Source organism: Petrotoga sp. Shatin.DS.tank11.9.2.9.3 (assembly GCF_003665005.1).
Lineage (GTDB): Bacteria > Thermotogota > Thermotogae > Petrotogales > Petrotogaceae > Petrotoga > Petrotoga mobilis.
Genome location: NZ_JGVT01000005.1, coordinates 272844 through 291008, shown reverse-complemented (window position 1 = coordinate 291008; position 18165 = coordinate 272844). Strand labels below are relative to the sequence as shown.

At 34.3% G+C, this 18165-nt stretch carries 19 protein-coding genes and 3 tRNA genes; 13 read left to right on the top strand and 9 right to left on the bottom strand.

Annotation, left to right across the window (positions count from 1 at the left end; all coding sequences use genetic code 11):
- Positions 1-125 precede the first annotated feature (125 nt).
- The 6 genes from BZ25_RS06350 to BZ25_RS06325 all read left to right on the top strand — a co-directional run bounded on the left by BZ25_RS06350 (position 126) and on the right by BZ25_RS06325 (position 4194).
- Positions 126-1274 carry an alanine--glyoxylate aminotransferase family protein gene (locus tag BZ25_RS06350; protein WP_121514452.1) on the top strand — a complete coding sequence of 383 codons (1149 nt, stop codon included), beginning with the start codon at positions 126-128 and terminating at the stop codon, positions 1272-1274.
- 6 nt (positions 1275-1280) lie between these two features.
- Positions 1281-2213: a D-2-hydroxyacid dehydrogenase gene (locus BZ25_RS06345; protein WP_121514453.1), complete on the top strand. Its 933-nt coding sequence runs from the start codon at positions 1281-1283 to the stop codon at positions 2211-2213.
- Positions 2214-2343: 130 nt separating this feature from the next.
- The gene (locus tag BZ25_RS06340) at positions 2344-2526 is read left to right on the top strand and encodes a ferredoxin (RefSeq protein ID WP_012208110.1); all 183 of its coding nucleotides are present in this window, start codon (positions 2344-2346) and stop codon (positions 2524-2526) included.
- 154 nt (positions 2527-2680) lie between these two features.
- Positions 2681-3502 (top strand): septum site-determining protein MinD, encoded by an 822-nt coding sequence (gene minD, locus BZ25_RS06335; protein ID WP_012208111.1) that lies wholly within the window; start codon positions 2681-2683, stop codon positions 3500-3502.
- Positions 3503-3508: 6 nt separating this feature from the next.
- On the top strand, positions 3509-3775 hold the full coding sequence (locus BZ25_RS06330; protein ID WP_121514454.1) for a hypothetical protein: 267 nt from the start codon (positions 3509-3511) through the stop codon (positions 3773-3775).
- A gap of 20 nt (positions 3776-3795) precedes the next feature.
- Positions 3796-4194 (top strand): secondary thiamine-phosphate synthase enzyme YjbQ, encoded by a 399-nt coding sequence (locus BZ25_RS06325; RefSeq protein WP_121514455.1) that lies wholly within the window; start codon positions 3796-3798, stop codon positions 4192-4194.
- Positions 4195-4515: 321 nt separating this feature from the next.
- Here the strand turns inward: BZ25_RS06325 and BZ25_RS06320 are convergent, their stop codons facing one another.
- Positions 4516-5664: an RNA-guided endonuclease TnpB family protein gene (locus tag BZ25_RS06320; protein ID WP_121514456.1), complete on the bottom strand. Its 1149-nt coding sequence runs from the start codon at positions 5662-5664 to the stop codon at positions 4516-4518.
- A 91-nt stretch (positions 5665-5755) separates the two neighbouring features.
- Between BZ25_RS06320 and BZ25_RS06315 the strand changes: the two genes are divergently transcribed.
- The 7 genes from BZ25_RS06315 to pruA all read left to right on the top strand — a co-directional run bounded on the left by BZ25_RS06315 (position 5756) and on the right by pruA (position 12394).
- Positions 5756-6316, top strand: a complete 561-nt coding sequence (locus tag BZ25_RS06315; RefSeq protein ID WP_121514457.1) for an ABC transporter ATP-binding protein — start codon at positions 5756-5758, stop codon at positions 6314-6316.
- A 126-nt stretch (positions 6317-6442) separates the two neighbouring features.
- Positions 6443-7075: a hypothetical protein gene (locus tag BZ25_RS06310; protein WP_121514458.1), complete on the top strand. Its 633-nt coding sequence runs from the start codon at positions 6443-6445 to the stop codon at positions 7073-7075.
- Between the two features lie 265 nt (positions 7076-7340).
- The gene (locus BZ25_RS06305; RefSeq protein WP_041534008.1) at positions 7341-7649 is read left to right on the top strand and encodes a (2Fe-2S)-binding protein; all 309 of its coding nucleotides are present in this window, start codon (positions 7341-7343) and stop codon (positions 7647-7649) included.
- The gene (locus tag BZ25_RS06300) at positions 7642-9273 is read left to right on the top strand and encodes an FAD-dependent oxidoreductase (RefSeq protein ID WP_121514459.1); all 1632 of its coding nucleotides are present in this window, start codon (positions 7642-7644) and stop codon (positions 9271-9273) included. The genes BZ25_RS06305 and BZ25_RS06300 overlap by 8 nt, the downstream gene beginning before the upstream one ends.
- 4 nt (positions 9274-9277) lie before the next feature.
- Entirely contained in the window at positions 9278-9565 is a 288-nt protein-coding gene (locus BZ25_RS06295; RefSeq protein WP_121514460.1) for a (2Fe-2S)-binding protein, read from the top strand.
- 28 nt (positions 9566-9593) lie between these two features.
- Positions 9594-10739, top strand: a complete 1146-nt coding sequence (locus tag BZ25_RS06290; RefSeq protein WP_121514461.1) for an FAD-binding oxidoreductase — start codon at positions 9594-9596, stop codon at positions 10737-10739.
- 23 nt (positions 10740-10762) lie between these two features.
- Positions 10763-12394 (top strand): L-glutamate gamma-semialdehyde dehydrogenase, encoded by a 1632-nt coding sequence (pruA, locus tag BZ25_RS06285; protein ID WP_233546283.1) that lies wholly within the window; start codon positions 10763-10765, stop codon positions 12392-12394.
- A gap of 52 nt (positions 12395-12446) precedes the next feature.
- On the opposite strand, the gene BZ25_RS06280 is transcribed toward pruA, so the two are convergent.
- The 8 genes from BZ25_RS06280 to BZ25_RS06245 all read right to left on the bottom strand — a co-directional run bounded on the left by BZ25_RS06280 (position 12447) and on the right by BZ25_RS06245 (position 18161).
- Positions 12447-12521, bottom strand: a tRNA-Gly gene (locus tag BZ25_RS06280).
- A 10-nt stretch (positions 12522-12531) separates the two neighbouring features.
- Positions 12532-12619, bottom strand: a tRNA-Leu gene (locus tag BZ25_RS06275).
- Positions 12620-12636: 17 nt separating this feature from the next.
- Positions 12637-12712, bottom strand: a tRNA-Lys gene (locus BZ25_RS06270).
- A 140-nt stretch (positions 12713-12852) separates the two neighbouring features.
- The gene (locus tag BZ25_RS06265) at positions 12853-13914 is read right to left on the bottom strand and encodes an ABC transporter permease (protein WP_041534009.1); all 1062 of its coding nucleotides are present in this window, start codon (positions 13912-13914) and stop codon (positions 12853-12855) included.
- Positions 13904-15046, bottom strand: a complete 1143-nt coding sequence (locus BZ25_RS06260; protein ID WP_012208126.1) for an ABC transporter permease — start codon at positions 15044-15046, stop codon at positions 13904-13906. The genes BZ25_RS06265 and BZ25_RS06260 overlap by 11 nt, the downstream gene beginning before the upstream one ends.
- 10 nt (positions 15047-15056) lie before the next feature.
- The gene (locus tag BZ25_RS06255) at positions 15057-15983 is read right to left on the bottom strand and encodes an ABC transporter ATP-binding protein (RefSeq protein WP_121514502.1); all 927 of its coding nucleotides are present in this window, start codon (positions 15981-15983) and stop codon (positions 15057-15059) included.
- Between the two features lie 30 nt (positions 15984-16013).
- The gene (locus tag BZ25_RS06250; protein ID WP_121514462.1) at positions 16014-17351 is read right to left on the bottom strand and encodes an MATE family efflux transporter; all 1338 of its coding nucleotides are present in this window, start codon (positions 17349-17351) and stop codon (positions 16014-16016) included.
- Between the two features lie 252 nt (positions 17352-17603).
- A complete protein-coding gene (locus BZ25_RS06245; RefSeq protein WP_012208129.1) occupies positions 17604-18161 on the bottom strand; it encodes a glycerol-3-phosphate responsive antiterminator in 558 nt (185 codons plus the stop codon).
- Positions 18162-18165 lie beyond the last annotated feature (4 nt).

Here is an 18165-nt window from a genome sequence, read left to right as displayed (position 1 = left end):
ATTTTTTCATTACATTTTAAGAAAACCCAAAATAAAAAGGATAAAAAATATCCGTATTTGTACTTTAAAAAGTATGGTAAAATAAAAATAAGAAAACTTTCACAATTTTTAGAGGAGGGATACTTGTGACAAAGTTAGTAAGAAAGAACTATCTCATGGCTCCAGGACCAACCCCTGTTCCAATTGATCTTTTATTGGAAGGTGCAAAGGATACCATCCATCATAGAACCCCACAATATTTAGAAATTCAAAGCACAGCCCTAGAAAATCTTAAATATCTCTTTCAAACAAAGAATAATGTATACACCTTAGCTGCTTCTGGAACAGGAGTAATGGAAGCTGCAGTTGCCAACCTTATTTCACCAGGTGATACGGCTATTGCTGTAAATGGAGGTAAATTTGGGGAAAGATGGTGCGAATTGTGTAAAGCTTACGATGCAAATTTAGTTGAAATCGATATCGAATGGGGAAAATATGTTCGAGTAGAACAAATAAAAAAAGAACTAGAAGAGCATCCAGAAACAAAAGCTGTTTTCACCACCATAAGCGAAACCTCTACAGGTGTTGTACATCCTATCAAAGAAATAGCCGAGATTGTAAAAGAAACCAATGCAGTTTTAGTTGTTGATGCTATTTCTGGAATGCTGGCTGAACCTTTAAAAATGGATGAGTGGAACATTGATGTTGTAGTAACTGGAGTTCAAAAGGGATTTATGATGCCTCCAGGAGTAGCCATGATAGCTTTAAGTGACAAAGCAATGAAAGTTGTAGAAAATTCTAACAACCGTAGATATTACTTTGATTTAAGAGCATATAAAAAAAGTTTTCCGGATTCTCCATATACTCCTCCTGTTAACCTTGTTTATCAGTTAGCAAAGGCAACCCAGACGCTAAAAGAGGAAACAATTGAAAACGTTTGGGAAAGACACAGAATCTTGGCAGAAGCAACAAGGGCTGCTATTAAAGCGATGAACTTAGAACTTTTTGCAGAAAGACCTGGAAATGTATTAACAGCAATAAAGGTACCTCAGAATATTAATGGTGAAGGTATAGTTAAATTCTTGAGAGATGAATGGGGAGTTACCTTTGCAGGAGGACAGTCCCAGCTAAAAGGAAAAATAATAAGAATTGCTCATCTTGGTTACATGTCAAAATTTGATGTTATTGTCGCTGTAAGTGCCTTAGAAATGGCTTTTAATAAATTTGGTTTCGAAGTTGAACTTGGAAAAGGTGTAAAAGCTGCCGAAGAAGTTTTCATGAAAGAGGGGGTTTAAATAACTATGAAAATTCATATAAACGACCCTTTGGATGAAAATGCCTTAAAAAAATTACAAAATGAATTACCTGATGTTGAAATTACTTCGGAACACCTCGAAAAAGATGTTCTCAAAGATAAAATTAAAGAAATTGACGTATTAATTGTAAGAAGTGCAACTAAGGTAACGAAAGAAATATTAGAACACGCAGATAAATTAAAGATTGTCGCAAGAGCGGGCATGGGATTAGATAATATAGATGTAGATACTGCTAAATCGAAAGGAATAACCGTCTTAAATACTCCTGGCCAGAATTCCTTATCCGTTGCAGAATTGGTTATAGGAATGGTTTTAGATATTTATCGACACATTACAAGAGGGACGATCGGTTTAAAAAATGAACAATGGGAGAAAAAACAACTAGAAGGATTGGAGTTGTCGCAAAAAACCTTTGGCATCATCGGTTTTGGCTATGTAGGAAAAAATTTGGCAAAATTACTAAAAGGTTTCCAGACCAATACTCTGGTGTATGATGTTTTTGAGATAAGTGCAGAAGAGCAAAAGAATTATAACGTTAGACAGGTATCTTTGGAGGAGTTACTCCAAAATTCTGACATTATTTCTTTACATATTCCAAAAAACGAAAAAACTTACCATTTTATAAGTGAACCCCAAATCAAAATGATGAAAGATGGTGCAGTAATAATTAATGCTGCAAGGGGGGGCGTCCTCGACGAGGATGCTGTGCTTAAATATTTGAAAAATGGCAAGCTCCTTGGAGTAGGATTGGATGTTTTCGAAGAAGAACCTCCAAAGGGTGATCTATACAAGGAACTTTTTGCTTTACAAAACGTTGTCGTAACACCCCATATAGGTGCTTCTACAAAAGAAGCGCAAGAACGAGTGGGAATAAATATAATAGACAGAGTGGTAGAAGAAGTTAAAAAACAGAACTGACGAAATGAAGTTATATTTTCTTAAATCAATTTTTAAATTTAATTGAGTAGATATATGGTATAATCAGATGGCTTTAATTAGCATATGTAACAGATAGCAAAGATTTTAAAAACTATTTGGAGGTGTAGCTATGAAGATAGTTATTGACAAAGAAGCTTGTATAGGAGACGCTATATGTGAAAGTTTATGCCCAGACGTATTCCAAATGGCTGATGATGGAAAAGCCGAAGTTATTGATGAACAAAGTGACGCACCATGCGTGCAAGATGCTATCGATGCCTGCCCAACTGAAGCTATAAGTATCGAAGAATAATACGGTAACAAAAATAGTTTTTAAATTAATCGGGGATTTCTCCCCGATTTTTTTATTTTTAATCAATTTGTAGTATAATCTGTTTAGCCCTTAGAATATTATAACTTTTTTAATTTTTAAAAAATGGGCAATGTTTTCTAGTGGAGGGGTAGAGATGGAAAATGCAAAGGTGTTTGTTATTACCTCTGGAAAAGGGGGAGTTGGTAAAACTACCATCACAGCTAATTTAGGGGCCACCTTAGCAAAAAAAGGTTACAATGTTTGCCTTATAGATGCAGATATTGGATTGAAAAATCTGGATTTGATTTTGGGGTTGGAAAACAGAATAGTTTACACTATAATGGATGTTGTAAGTGGTAACAAAACTGTTATGGAAGCACTCGTAAAACACAAACAATTAAAAAATCTCTCTCTACTGGCTTCTTCTCAAATTGCCAACAAAGATTTAATGTCCCCTCAAGATATGAGCGATATAGTCTCTAAACTCTCTAAACATTTTCATTACATTATTATAGATTCCCCAGCAGGAATAGAAAGAGGATTCCAAAACGCTGTTTCATCTGCACAACACGCTATCGTTGTTACTACACCAGACCTGACTGCCATAAGCGACGCAGATAGAGTCATAGGGTTGCTTGAAAATCAAGGTTATACCGACGATCGCATATCATTAATTGTGAATCGATTAAAATTGAGACTTGTTAAAAGAAACGAAATGCTTTCCGCTGATGATATTAAAGAAGCTCTAGCATTGAATTTAATCGGAATAATACCTGATAGTGAGGAAATTTTACTTTCTTCCAACGAAGGAACTCCAATATCGACAAACCAAGAAGCTAAACTTTATTCTGTTTTCAATAATATAAGCGATAGAATCTTAGGAAAAGATATACCTTTAGAAAAAGATTTGATAGATGTCGACCACGCCCCTCAAGGATTTATAGAATTCATCAAAAGAATATTCAGAAGAGGGTGAAAGTAAATGTGGCCTTTCAAAAGTAAAAAGACTAAAACTCGGGAAACCGCAATAAAAAGAATGAATTCTTTCTTAAGTACCTCAGACCGAAAAAATGGAGGAAAGAGCCAAATTAGATTTGAAAATGTCAAACAAGAAGATTTGGATTTCGTAATAAACTATATTAAAGATTATGCTGTTAAACATCTGTCAGTAAAAAAAGAAGATGTCAAAGTACATGTCTCCAAAGAAGACAACTCTATCACTATTGTTGCTAATATATTTTACCAGTAATAAATAAGGAGTTGAGGATTATGATATATACCTACTCTTTAAAAACCCATAATAGAGAAGAAATGATCGACATAACCAGCTATATTCAACAGAGTGCCGAAAATTCAAAAATAGAAGAAGGCATTTTGATAGTATATGTCCCCCATACAACTGCCGCCGTAACAATCAACGAAAACGCAGATCCATCTGTAAGAAAAGACATCACAGATTTTCTAAGAAATAAAATCCCTAAAAGCAAAGAATATGCACATCTTGAAGGCAATGCTGACTCGCATATAAAATCAACGCTCGTTGGACCAACATTGTCTTTAATTATTGAAAATGGAAAGCTTTTATTGGGGACATGGCAAGGAATTTATTTCTGTGAGTTCGATGGTCCAAGAAACAGAAATTTTATAGTAAAAATCATCGAAGGTTAAAGTTTAAAGTTAATAATCTTTTATTACAACAAAAATTGACTGGAAATATTCCGGTCAATTTTTTTTAATTTACGTCATTTGCAAAGCAAATGAGGGTTTGAACGTTGTTTCAAAAGCATTACGAAAAAAGATTTTGCACAAATCGGCAAAATAGTTGCATTGTGAACTACTTATCTCTAAAGAGGTAAGCTTCCTAATTCAGCGACCGTTGCGAAACATCCTAGAATGAATCTAAGGGTGCTCGACTTACACAGTCTCCAAAGGCTTTACTTTCCCCAGTCCCTGGGGTAGAGTCAGTTTATACAGTGACTAGCTGTTTCCTTATCTGCCGTAAGGCAGTGTTGCAAATGCCTGTTTTAATCCAAACTGCCTAATGTTAACGGCAGCATTTATATCTCTATCATGTTTAGTTCCACATTCAGGACATACCCATTCTCTATCAGAAAGTTTTAAACCTGCGTTCTTATACCCACATACACTACAAGTTTTAGACGAAGGTTCGAACGTTCCTATCTCGATTACTTTCTTACCTAGTCTTTCTGCTTTGTATTTTAGGAACGTCTTGAATTTGTACCATCCTAAATCTGAGATACTTTTAGCTAAGTGATGATTCTTTAACATGCCTCTTATGTTGAGAGTTTCTACAACAAAGACATCAGCTTGGTTCTCACTGATTTCTTTTGTTAGTTTATGTAGAAAATCCTCTCGTGTATTTTTTATTTTCTCATGTATTCTAGCAACTTCTAATTTTGCTTTGTCCCAATTCTTTGACCCTTTTTCTTTGCTTGAAAACTTTTTATATGCGTGTTTTAATTTCCTTTCGTACTTAGACAAAACTTTAGGAGCTGGATACTTTGTTCCATCGGATAATACAACAGAATCTTTCAATCCCATATCCATACCAATTGAGTTCTCATAGTCTATATATCTTTCGGGGTAAGAACCTTCGACTTCAAATGTTATAGATACAAAATACTTACCTGTTGAAGTTTTAATGAAAGTACAATTTTTTATCTTTGCATTTGGATCTATTTTTCTATGTACTCTTACTTTGATACCTTCTTTAAACTTTGGTACGAATAGAATACTGTATTTATCGTTATTTTCATTTTCATATAGTTGTATATGTTGAGGGACTCTAAAAGATTGTCTACTTGATTTCTTTTTAAATTTAGGATGCTTAGCTTGTTTCTTGAAGAAACGTTTAAACCCACTTTCTAAATCTTTTATAGACTGTTGTAATGATTGAGAGTTGACATCATTCAACCATCGATACTTCTCTGTCTTTTTAAGAACCGTAAGCACTTTAGCCCACATATAATAATTAGTATACGTTTTAGTATTCTTATATGCCTTGTTAGCAAACTCTAAGAATAGGTTGTAAACAAATCGAGTATGTCCAAAATGTTGGCTAAATTTCTCAATTTGTTCGTTAGTTGGATATATACGAAACTTGTATGTTTTAAGCATATTCAATCACCTTAATTCGATAATTGTATGATATAATACAATTGTATCACATATACATATAATTAACAACATTTTTTGATTCAAATTCGTTTTGTGTTTGAAGCTAGCTATCATCTCTCCAATAAATTGGAGAGTGTTCTCGTTGGATTTTCACAAAATAGTAGAAAAGGGGATAGCCCTAGTTCCTGAAGGTAGACGTATTTTCCCTAATCTCACTGTTTTAGAAAACCTCCGATTGGGTTCGTATTCTCGCAAAGACTCTGAAAAAATAAACGAAGATTTCGATTGGGTACTTACACTTTTCCCACGATTAAAGGAAAGACTCAAGCAACTTGGAGGCACACTATCTGGGGGAGAACAGCAAATGCTGGCGGTTGCAAGAGGGTTAATGTCAAGGCCAAAGGTTCTAATGCTTGATGAACCTTCTCTTGGACTAGCTCCAATTCTAGTTAAAGAGGTTTTAGAAACTATAGAAAAAATATGTGAAGAGGGAGTAACCATACTGCTTGTAGAACAAAACGCCGTTGGTGCATTAAAAATCGCTCATCATGGTTATGTTTTAGAAACAGGCAAAATTGTTCTCGAAGGACCTGCAAAAGATCTCTTAGAAAACGATGAAGTTAGGAAAACTTATCTAGGAGTGACGGTTTAAAACATTGAAACCACATCACACTTTCTTAAGCTTCTTCTAAGCTTCCATTAAGTGAACATTAAGCATATTGTTTTATTATTCTGATGTATCAAAAATAAAAAAACATTACTTAGTGGAGGTGTTGGTATGAAAAAAGTTTTTCTGTCTTTCTTTATAGGTATTCTTTTAGTCGGATCGTTATTTGCACAAGTAGGACCAGCTGGTGGGGCTCCAATGTCCCAGGTACAAAATCAGGATCCTCTCAACCAAATGGTTCAGGATCAAGAAAGATTACAAGAAAGGATATTCTTTCAAGATGTTTCACCAGTAACCATTACAGGAACTGTCAAAACCATAGTGGATAACGATGTATTTCTAACCTTGAGTGTTGAAGTAGAATCCGAAATTTACTCAGTAAGGGTGCCCAAGAATCTTTTGGATGATGTAAAAGCCGGTGAAAGTATTGAACTAACAGGATACAAGGTAGTAATAAACGACATCAAAAACTTTGTACCTTTAGAGATCAAATATCAAGATAGAACAGTGAATATGCAGAGATATATGGAAAATGTTCGATCTCAAAATTTCGAAGAAAGATATCAAGGAGATTTCCAACAAAATCAAGATTATCAAAGATATAGAGACTACCAAGATTACCAAGATTTCAAAAGATATCAACAGTACAAGAATTATCAAGACTACCAAGATTTTCAAAGATACCAAAACTACCAAAGATTCAATCAACAAAGATATCAAGATTGTCCCTATTACAACGACTAATTCAAAGTAAAAACGATGAAAAGAGGCCTAAAGGCCTCTTTTTTTATACAAAGAAATAATTAACTTTATAATATTTTTCAAAAATTGAAAAAAACTTCAATATTTGGCTTTAATCGTCTCTAATCATGAAATTTTTTTCATAATCGTCTATAATCACCTTTTTTAAAAAAAGAGAATTGTGATTCAATTAATAGTAGAAACATAATACTTGTGTTTTGGACAGCGGGACGAAGGGAGTATATAATTTATTTAAGAAGGGGAAAAAATGAGAATACAAAATCATCCCATACTAAGTTTCAATAGAGATAAACAAATAAAGTTCTATTACAATGGTAAAGAATTGATAGGTTACGAAGGAGAAACCATTGCGGCAGCATTGTACGCAAATGGTGTTTTTAAATTCAGTGAAAGTAAGAAATTACACAGACCAAGAGGAATTTTCTGCGCTATTGGACATTGTTCCTCCTGTTTGATGACAGTTGATGGAGTCCCAAACGTAAGAACGTGCATAACTCCTCTAAAAGATGGAATGAAAGTGGAATCCCAAAATATCGGAGTTGAGATAAATGAGTAAAATTGAAAACCTTGAATTATTGGTTGTAGGTGGAGGTCCTGCAGGACTTTCAGCTGCACTTGCTGCTGCTAATTACGGAATTAAAGTATCTTTAGCAGAAGAAAGAGAATTTTTAGGGGGACAACTAATAAAACAAACTCATAGATTTTTCGGTTCAGAAAAAGAATACGCAGGCACAAGGGGAATAGATATACTGAGAAAGTTGATCGACGAAGTTAATAAAAATAAAAACATACAAGTGTTATTATCTTCTCGAGTCTTGGGGATCTATGAGGATAACGTTGTAACTATATTAAACGATCATAAAATGAAAAAGTATTATCCTCAAAGTATTATTTTTGCAACGGGGGCATCCGAAAAATTTTTAGCTTTTGAGAATAACGACCTTCCTGGCATTTTTGGTGCTGGGGCAGTTCAGACTTTGATGAATGTTTATGGCGTACTACCAGCGACAAATGTCTTAATGATTGGTTCGGGAAATATTGGGTTGATAGTTTCTTACCAATTATTACAAGCTGGTGTAAAAGTAGCTGCAATAGTTGAAGCAGCGCCAAAAATAGGTGGATACTCTGTTCATGCATCAAAACTCAGAAGGTTGGGCGTACCTATTTTAACATCTCATACCATAAAAAAAGCAATCGGAAAAGAAAAAGTTGAAGGAGCGGTAATATGTGAACTTGACAACGATTGGAACGAAGTAAAAGATACCGAACAACTGATCAAATGTGATGCAATCTGTCTATCTGTTGGATTAACCCCATTGGTTGACCTCTTAAAACAAAGGAAAGTAAAAACCACTTATGTCTCAGAGTTGGGCGGCTACGTCCCCTTAAGAGATGAAAATATGGAAACCTCAATTAAAAATTTATTTGTTGCAGGGGATGTTTCAGGGATAGAAGAAGCAACAGCAGCAATGATCGAAGGTCAAATAGCCGGTTTATCCGTCGCCAAAAGAATCGGAAAAAACAGCAAAAAAGAAATTGAAAAAAGAATAGAAGAAGCTAAAAATGAATTAGAATTGCTAAGATCTGGACCTGTAGGCAAGAAAATTAGGAAAGGTTTATCTAAATTAGGTTTGAATCACGGGAAAAATTATAACGAAAATTTTTCAGAAGAAACACTCGACATTTCTTATTTGATGAAAACTGGAGTACCTTCAGAAGAAAATTTAAAAAACAAGCTACCATCAGAAGAAAAGGCATTTGACAAAGGACCTATAGCCATATCCGAGTGCTTTCAAAGATTCCCTTGTGATCCATGCGTAAAAAGCTGCCCTTTCAACGCCATATCTGAAAATGGTAACATCAACAACATTCCCTATGTTGACTTTGAAAAATGTACCGGATGTGGTATATGTGTTAGCAAATGCCCAGGACTGGCAATGTTTGTAGTTCATAAAAATTTCAGTGAAACAACTTCGGTTGTTATTATGCCTTACGAATTTCTTCCAAGACCCCATAAAGGAGAAATTGTCAAGGTACTTGATAGAGAGGGAAAATACTTATGTGATGGCAAAGTAATAAGAATATTGGATGGAAAATTTCAAGACAAAACAGCCGCAGTGAGTATAGAAATTCCAAAGAGATACTATTTACAAGCCAGGAATTTTAAAGTGGAGGAATGAAGTCATGGACGAAAACAAGGTAATAATTTGTAGATGTGAAGATGTAACTTTAAAAGAAATAAGGGATGCCATAAGAGAAGGATTCACCACCGTTGAAGAAATAAAGAGGGTGACAAGAAGCGGGATGGGACCTTGTCAAGGTAAAACCTGTGGCTTGTTGATCGCAAGGGAAATTTCACAGATGACTGGCAAGCCGATGGAAGAAATAGAATTACAAAACATCAGACCTCCCTACGGAGGAATAACCTTTGAAGAAGTAACCAAAGGAACCATAGCGGAAAATGATAAATAAACCCTAATATAATTAGCAGGTGAAAAATATGAAAAATAAAGCAAACGTTGTGATAATAGGAGGAGGGGTCGTAGGTTGTTCCATTGCCTATAACCTTACCAAAAAAGGGGTTAAAGATGTAGTAGTACTTGAAAAATCCTACCTTTCAAGTGGGGCAACTGGTAGATGCGGTGCAGGAGTTAGGCAACAATGGGGCACCAAACAAAACTGTCTTCTGGCAAGTGAAAGTATGCATATTTTTGAGCACTTTGAAGATGTCCTTCAAATAAAAAGAGACATAGAATTAAAGCAAAAAGGTTACTTGTTACTGGCATACTCTAACAAAGAATTAGAACAATTTAAAAAAAATATCGAAGTTCAACACAGTTTAAATATTCCTTCTATTCTTTTAACTCCTAAAGAAGCTAAAGAAATTGTTCCAGACTTAAACATAGAAAAATTGGTAGGAGCCGCCTACTGTGCTAAAGATGGGCATGCCAACCCTTTCCAAGTGACTTTGGGTTACGCTGAAGCTGCACAAAGATTAGGTGTGGAAATAAACAAATTTACCGAAGTCAAAGATATAATAACTAAGAACGACACAGTGTTAGGGGTACAAACAAACAAAGGTTTTATAGAATGTAAAAAGTTAGTTGTAGCAGCAGGAGGTTGGACACAAAATATAGTTAAAATGGCTGGAATAGATCTGCCAATTTACTCTGAAAGACATGAAATATTGGCAACAGAATCTGTTAAAAATATACTTGATCCCATGTTAATGTCTTTCTCTTACAATATTTACTGTCAACAAGAACCTAATGGAAGTTTCATTATGGGCTATGGACCAGAGAACGAGCCCCCTACTTACAACATGGAAAGTTCATGGGAATTTCTTGAAACTATGTCAAAAAAGGCAACGTGGTTGCTACCTCCTCTTAAAAATATTCGCATCATTAGGCAATGGGCTGGCTTATACAACATTTCACCAGATAGACAACCAATAGTATCAAAGATTAATCAGGTAGAAGGTCTCTATGTGGCTTGTGGATTCAGTGGACATGGTTTTATGCTTGCACCAGCCGTTGGGATTCTAATGGCAGATATACTTACAGGAGATAAATTAACTTACGATGTAATTTTAGATTTAGAAAGATTCAACAGGGGAGAAATCATTGAAGAACCCTCTGTCGTATAAAACTTAAAAAGGAGGAATCAACTTTGAACAACTCGATACCTATTTTCGAAATGCCTGAAAACGAGCCAATTTTAAACTATGAGCCAGGAAGTAAAGAAAAGAAAGAATTAAAGGAAAAACTTTCTGAACTCAAAAGTGAGAAAATCGAAATCCCTCTTATAATTGGTGGAAAAGAAGTAAGAACAGGTGATCTTGGGAAATGTGTTATGCCTCATGATCATAGACATGTATTGGCAGAATATCACAAAGCTAGCGAGAAAGAAGTTGCAATGGCAATAGAAAGTTCCTTAGAGGCAAAGAAAATATGGGATAAATTTTCATGGGCTGATAGACTATCCATTTTCAAAAAAGCAGCTGAACTGTTATCAACGAATTGGAGATCAACATTAAATGCAGCAACCATGCTCGGTCAAAGCAAAAATGTTTTTCAAGCAGAAATAGATTCAGCCTGCGAATTGATAGACTTTTTAAGATTCAACTCATACTATGCAACAAAGATATACATGGATCAACCAAAATCTATCAAAGGTGTATGGAATAGATTAGAGTATAGGCCTTTAGAAGGATTCGTTTTCGCAGTTACTCCATTTAATTTCGCTTCTATAGCAGGAAACCTACCCACGGCACCTGCTATCATGGGAAATACGGTTTTGTGGAAACCTGCTTCTTCAGCTGTATATTCTGCATACTTCTTTATGAAATTGCTACAAGAAGCCGGCTTACCCGATGGCGTAATAAATTTCATACCTGGTTCAGGGTCCAAAATTGGAAGTATAGTTTTTAAAGATCCTAACTTTACGGGATTACATTTCACTGGTTCAGCTCCAACATTTCAAAATATGTGGGAAACAATTGGGAAGAACATAAGAAATTACAAAACTTACCCAAGAATAGTAGGGGAAACAGGTGGAAAAGACTTTGTGATTGCACACGAAAGTAGTGAAATAGAAACACTGGCAACAGCGCTAATTAGGGGAGCCTTTGAATATCAAGGTCAAAAATGTTCGGCTGTCTCAAGAGCTTATATACCTAACAACATCTGGCCGAAGGTAAAAGAAAATTTGATCGAAAATTTGAAAGAAATTAAAATCGGCTCTCCAGAAAATTTCACCAACTTTATGAATGCTGTAATTGACAAAGAGGCTTTTGATAAGATAAAAAGTTACATAGATTTTGCAAAGGAAAGTAATGAAGCAGAAATAATCTATGATGGAAAGTGTGATGATTCTATTGGATATTTCATTGAGCCAACTGTAATATTAACTACTAATCCAAAGTTTAAAACTATGGAAGAAGAAATATTCGGCCCTGTTTTGAGTATTTACGTTTACGATGCAAAAGAATTTGACAGTGTATTGAAATTATGTGATGAAACTTCACCCTATGGTTTGACTGGAGCGATCTTCGCTCAAGATAGAAATGCTATTAAAAAGGCAGAAGAAGTACTCGTTAACGCTGCCGGAAACTTCTACATCAACGATAAACCTACAGGTGCTGTAGTAGCTCAACAACCGTTTGGTGGTTCAAGGGCTTCAGGAACAAACGACAAAGCTGGAAGCGTTATAAACCTTTTAAGATGGGTTTCCACCAGAGCAATTAAAGAAAATTTTGCTCCACCAAAAGATTTCAAATATCCATTCATGAAAGAAGAATGAAGACAGCCTCACGGCAGGTAAAGAAAATGTCCCCACCAGGGGACTTTTTTGTTGGAGCGGATAATGGGATTCGAACCCACGACCCCTTGCTTGGCAAGCAAGTGCTCTACCGCTGAGCTATATCCGCAATATTTGGCTGGTGCGCGAGGTGGGACTTGAACCCACACGGATTATAAATCCACAGGATTCTAAGTCCTGCGCGTCTGCCAGTTCCGCCACTCGCGCTAATAACTATAAAAAAATGGTGACCCGCCTGGGATTCGAACCCAGGACCCTTTGATTAAAAGTCAAATGCTCTACCAGCTGAGCTAGCGGGTCACTTAGTAGTTACATATATCAAAATTCTTTTTTGCAACCGTTGAATATTATAACCGCTCACAACACTTTTGTCAAGTACAAAGTTAAAACAACAAGTAAAATTGAGTTTAATATTCATAGCTTTTTTAATTCTTTTACAATTATCTCTCTTCTTTCAGAAAAACTTTAGACGAGACAAACAAGAGAAAAAGCCCTCCTACAAACAAAACCAAATTAATTATTAAAAATTCGTTTAAGTTAATCTGTTTGATATTTCCTGTGTACCTTATTACATCCACCACATACTTAACCGGTAAAATATTACTTACCCATCTGACAGAAGTGGGCAAAAATTCAACAGGGAAATATACCCCTGAAAAGAAAGTCATTACAACATAAAGGATAGAAGCAATTTCTATTGTTACCGAAGGTTCTTTGAACAACAATAAAAGCAATATCCCAAATCCCATCATTCCTATAGATGAAGTAAAAAACACTATAACAAGCAGTCCCCAGTTGAATGTCAAACTCAAATCAAATATTATTTTACCCAAAAAAACTATAATAAACATGGATATGAGATTCAAAAAAAGCTTAGTGGATGAAGCCGATAAAGTAAATTCTATCGGTTTCATTGGTGAGGCTTTAAATCTTTTAATTGTACCTAGTTTTCGATATCTTCCAAATACATTTATCATTGAAAACATTCCACCTGATAAAAGCGATAATCCTATAACCCCTGTCAAAATAAAATCCAAAGAATTTTCTTGACTTTCTCCTATGGGGGTTTCAACAAATTCCAAGTTTATATAATCTTCATTCATACCTATTAAATACTTTTTCAAAAAACTTTGCAATTTTAACTTTAAAAATATATTGCTCTGATTATTTATGTCTGTTTCTTTTTCGACAAAAGTTATTTGATTATTCTCAACCATAATTATTCCAATATCGATTTGATCACTTTCTAAAGCTTGACTTAAAGAGTTTTTGTCCTCAAAAATCAAAATTTCATAAGGAAGAGCTTCTACAATTCCCCCTTCAAAGTTACCAGCGATTCCCAATTTATATTCCACACTTTGGTCAGTTTCTGTACCAAAAATAAACCCGAAAAGCAACAGCAATAGTACAGGTAGAAGTAGGGTAAAGAACACTTCTATACCGTTTCTAAAGGTTTCTTTATAAAATATACTCATTAACGAAAACATGCGATTATTTTTCACGGTAAACCATCCCCTTATAACTCATCGAAAAGATTAAGATAGATGCCATCATCCAGATAACAGGAACAATTATATTAACGGGGACAAGAACATTACCAGTCATCAACTTTCTCAACCCATCTACTAAATAAGTAGCAGGGTTAAAATAAACGTACCATCTTATAAACCAAGGTGTATTAGTAACTTCAAAATAAAATCCGCTTAAAAAAATGGTCGCTTGATATATGACCTGAGAAATCGCTTCGGCGGATCCCATATTTTTATAGAATGAAGAAAGAAGAAGGCCAACACTCAGTATTACCAGGATTGAAAAACCACTGTAAGCTATAAACCCTGGTTTATATATATATGAACTAACATCAAAAAGGTAAGCCTCAATGTATAAAACTATCAAAGAAATTAACAGTAAAATGAGATGTGAAAGTAAAAAACTAAAAAAATATTCGTTCCCTTTTATAGGAGTAGAGTTTAGTTTTTTAAAAACCCCTTTTTCAACGTAATATGAAAAATCAAAAGGCATATTAAATACAGCTACTGTCAAAACAGACATCAAAATAATGGCAGGAAATAGGAAATCTCTGTATCTATAAGGTTCTGATTGTTTTATCCCTATAATCTCTTCATTAACAGTTAGTTTTACTTCTTCCCCTCTTGTATACATCATTATATTGATTTCATCTATAAATACTTCAAAAATGTCTTTTGCATACATAGAAGCACTATCGTTGGTATAATAAACTTTTATATCAGGAACCTCAGTGGTTTCGATAAAAAATTTCAGATTCAGCAAATTAAAGTTTTCAGGGAACACTACAAAAGCACTTATTTCAGAATTTTTTAAATTCTGAAGCCCTTTTTCAAAAGAATCATACTCTACTACTTGAAAAGGGATATCATTGGAATCCGATGGAGAAAAGACATCATCGAAGGTGGTTTTTATTACTCCCTGCAAAGGCTCTTCGTAATATATTCCAACCTTCAAATCCAAATTTTCCGAGGTGCCAATATTTTCAAAGATACCCACGAATAAAACGAAAAATAACGTAGGAAATATTATAGTCCAAAAAGGAACAGCAAATTCTCTTGAAGAATTAACAAAAAAGGCCTTTGTGAGATTTCTGATTTTTTTCATGCTATCTCACCTAATCCCTTAAGCTTTTCCCGGTTAAATGTAAAAAGACGTCCTCTAAATTAGGTTTCCTAACAACGATATTCGATATATCAAATTTCTGTATTTTTGCATCCTCAAATATTTTTACAAGAGCACCTTCTACATCTTTTGTTTCTATGGTATAAAAATTTTCGCTTTTGGTGACTTGAAAATTTGCATCTTTGAAAAGCTCTTCTTTTACCTCATCAAAATTCCCATTAGAGTTAATTTCAAAGGTGATTATGGAATCCATTTTCAATGAATGTATAAGCTCATTAAGTGTTCCTTGGGCTATTACCCTGCCTTGATCAAAAATGTAGATTCTATCAGCCAAAAATTCAGCTTCTTCCATATAATGGGTAGTTAGTATTATGGTCTTCCCGGAATTTCTTAAGTCTTCTATTTTTTCCCATGTACTTCTTCTTGCTTGAGGATCTAACCCTGTAGTTGGCTCATCAAGAAACAACAACACAGGATCGTTAATTACCGCTGTAGCTAACGCTAATCTTTGTAATTGTCCACCTGAAAGTTTCGATACCCTACTATTCTTTTTTTCTTCAAGATTAAAATCCTTCATAATCTTATTTACATCAAGACTGTTTTTGTATAATCCCGAGAACGCCTTAAGGGTTTCCAAAACTTTTAAATTTGGGAAAAAATTAGTATCTTGTAATTGAATGCCTATTCTTTCCTTAATATTAGAATCTACGTTTTCTATCTTTTTCCCGAAATAGTAAATTTCTCCAGCATCTTTCTTTCTTAATCCTTCTATTATTTCAAGTGTTGTTGTTTTTCCAGCACCATTTGGCCCTAAAATAGCAACGATCTCTCCTTTTTTTACATCAAAAGAAACATCGTCAACCGCTTTTACACTCTTATAATACTTCTTCAAATTCTTCACTTCAATAATACTCTCCATCATGAACATCCCCCCTATAATATCCAAAACCTAAGCCTCTTCTAAAACGTTTCTAAGCCATTTTTTACTTCTATATCTGAAAAAAAGAATTATTGATTTTATAATCTCTTCCATCATCGTTAAAAAATAAACGGTGGAAAAACTCAAATCTAATAACAATCCTCCTACCGCGGCTAGAGGAACACCTATAAGCCATAACGTAGAGGCTTCAACCAAAAAAGAGAATCTTGTGTCTCCTCCGGCTCTTAAAAATCCCACAACGTTCATACCGTTGAAGATCTTTACCGGTAGAAACGCCATTGAAATAACTATTGTGACTTTTACCATATTTTTAACTTCTTCTGAAACATCGAATACATCAACTACTAAAAATGTAGTTACTATCCCTACAATAGCAGCTATTACACTTATTAATTCTGCTAATTTTAAGGCTTTTTTAGAAGTTTCAAAGGCTTCATCAAATTTAGATACTCCCAATATATTTCCAATAATTACAGATGCGGCGTTTGCTATAGAAAAAGTCACAGAAACTGCAAGCCCTTCAATAGTTGACATAACTCTTTGAGCAGCTATGACATCAGTTCCCATATGGGCATAAACAACGGTATACATAGTGAACCCTAATGACCAAGCAAATTCATTTGCCAAAGTAGGTAAGGCGTAATGAAAGAAGTTTTTCACAAATTTTGAATTCAATTCTGCAACATGTTTAAAATATGCTCTCCCGGGGAGCTTTCCAACGTAAACTATAAAAACTGTTGCAGTACATCCTATTGCCCTAGCAATCAAAGTCCCTATTGCAGCACCTTTTATACCTAAAACAGGGAAACCAAGCTTACCAAAGATTAGCAAATAATTTAGAACGATGTTTGTAGATAATTCTATAATAGTTATTATCAAAGGCAAATGAGCTTTTCCTATGCTTCTCAGCATAAAAGAAAAAACCATTGTAATGGCAAATAATGGATAACTAAAAGCAATTACCTTTAAATAAGGAATTCCCGCTTTTATAACCTCAATATCTGGACTAAAAAATCTCAAAACTAATTCTGGAGTAAAATAGCTCAATAAAAAGAAGGGAATAGAGAAGAGCAGGGAGGACAAGATAGTTAACGCAACGGAACGGGATAAACCATCCTCATCTTTTTTCCCCCAATACTGGGCAAAGAAAATACCTCCTCCAGAAACTAATCCAAACAATATCAAGTTGTATAAGAAGAAAAACTGATTTGAAAGCCCAACTGAAGCTATGGCAACCTCTCCCAAAAGGCCAATCATTAAGGTATCAACAAAATTAACACTTGTAAAGATAACTTGCTGAAGGGCTATCGGGAAAGCTATTCTAATTATTCTTTTGTAGATATCCATTGGAACCCCCACAATACATTTTGTAAAACGAAGAATATATACACAAAGGAAATTCTATCATAACTGTCATGGCTTTTATTCTAAAAAATATGAAAATAATTGTTAAGAATCACTCGAAAGAAAAACTGTGAATTTACTAGAGTAAAATTGGACAATATCAAATACTAGAAAGAAATAAGTCTACTCAAAAAGAGTTTTCTCAGAGCAGACTTAGTATACAACTTCTTTATTATATACTTTTAAATAATCTTTTCACCACAAATCTTTAGCACTTGTAGAAATAGCATGGATACCATTCTTAAAGAGTTCCAGAACTTCCTCTTCTTTACTGATTAATCCTCCAGCTATCAAACATACTTTTGTTCCTATATTTTCTAAAAAATATGGTGCTGCTATCGCTGGTAATATTTCAAAGGCATCAGGTTGAGAAGTTTTTTCCAGAAAATTTACAACAGATTTTAAAGAATTAGAATCTATCAAAAACACCCTTTGAACTGCCATTAAATTTTCTTGCATAGCTGTTTTTATAGCGTTATTTTTTGTAGATATTATTCCATCACATAATTGTTTACGAGCTAAATACTCAATACCTTTTTTATCAGAAGCGATACCTTCTAGTAAATCGATATTGATAAATAACTTTTTATTAAATTGCTTTACAATGGGCATAACATCTTCTAAAATTAATATAGATCCCGTAAGCAAAAAGATGATAGGGGATTCAGTTTTTAAAGCATCATCTAAGTCTTCTAAATTTCTTACGGCAGGAATTATCGTATTTTTTTTGATTAAATTACATAAACTATTCATTTTA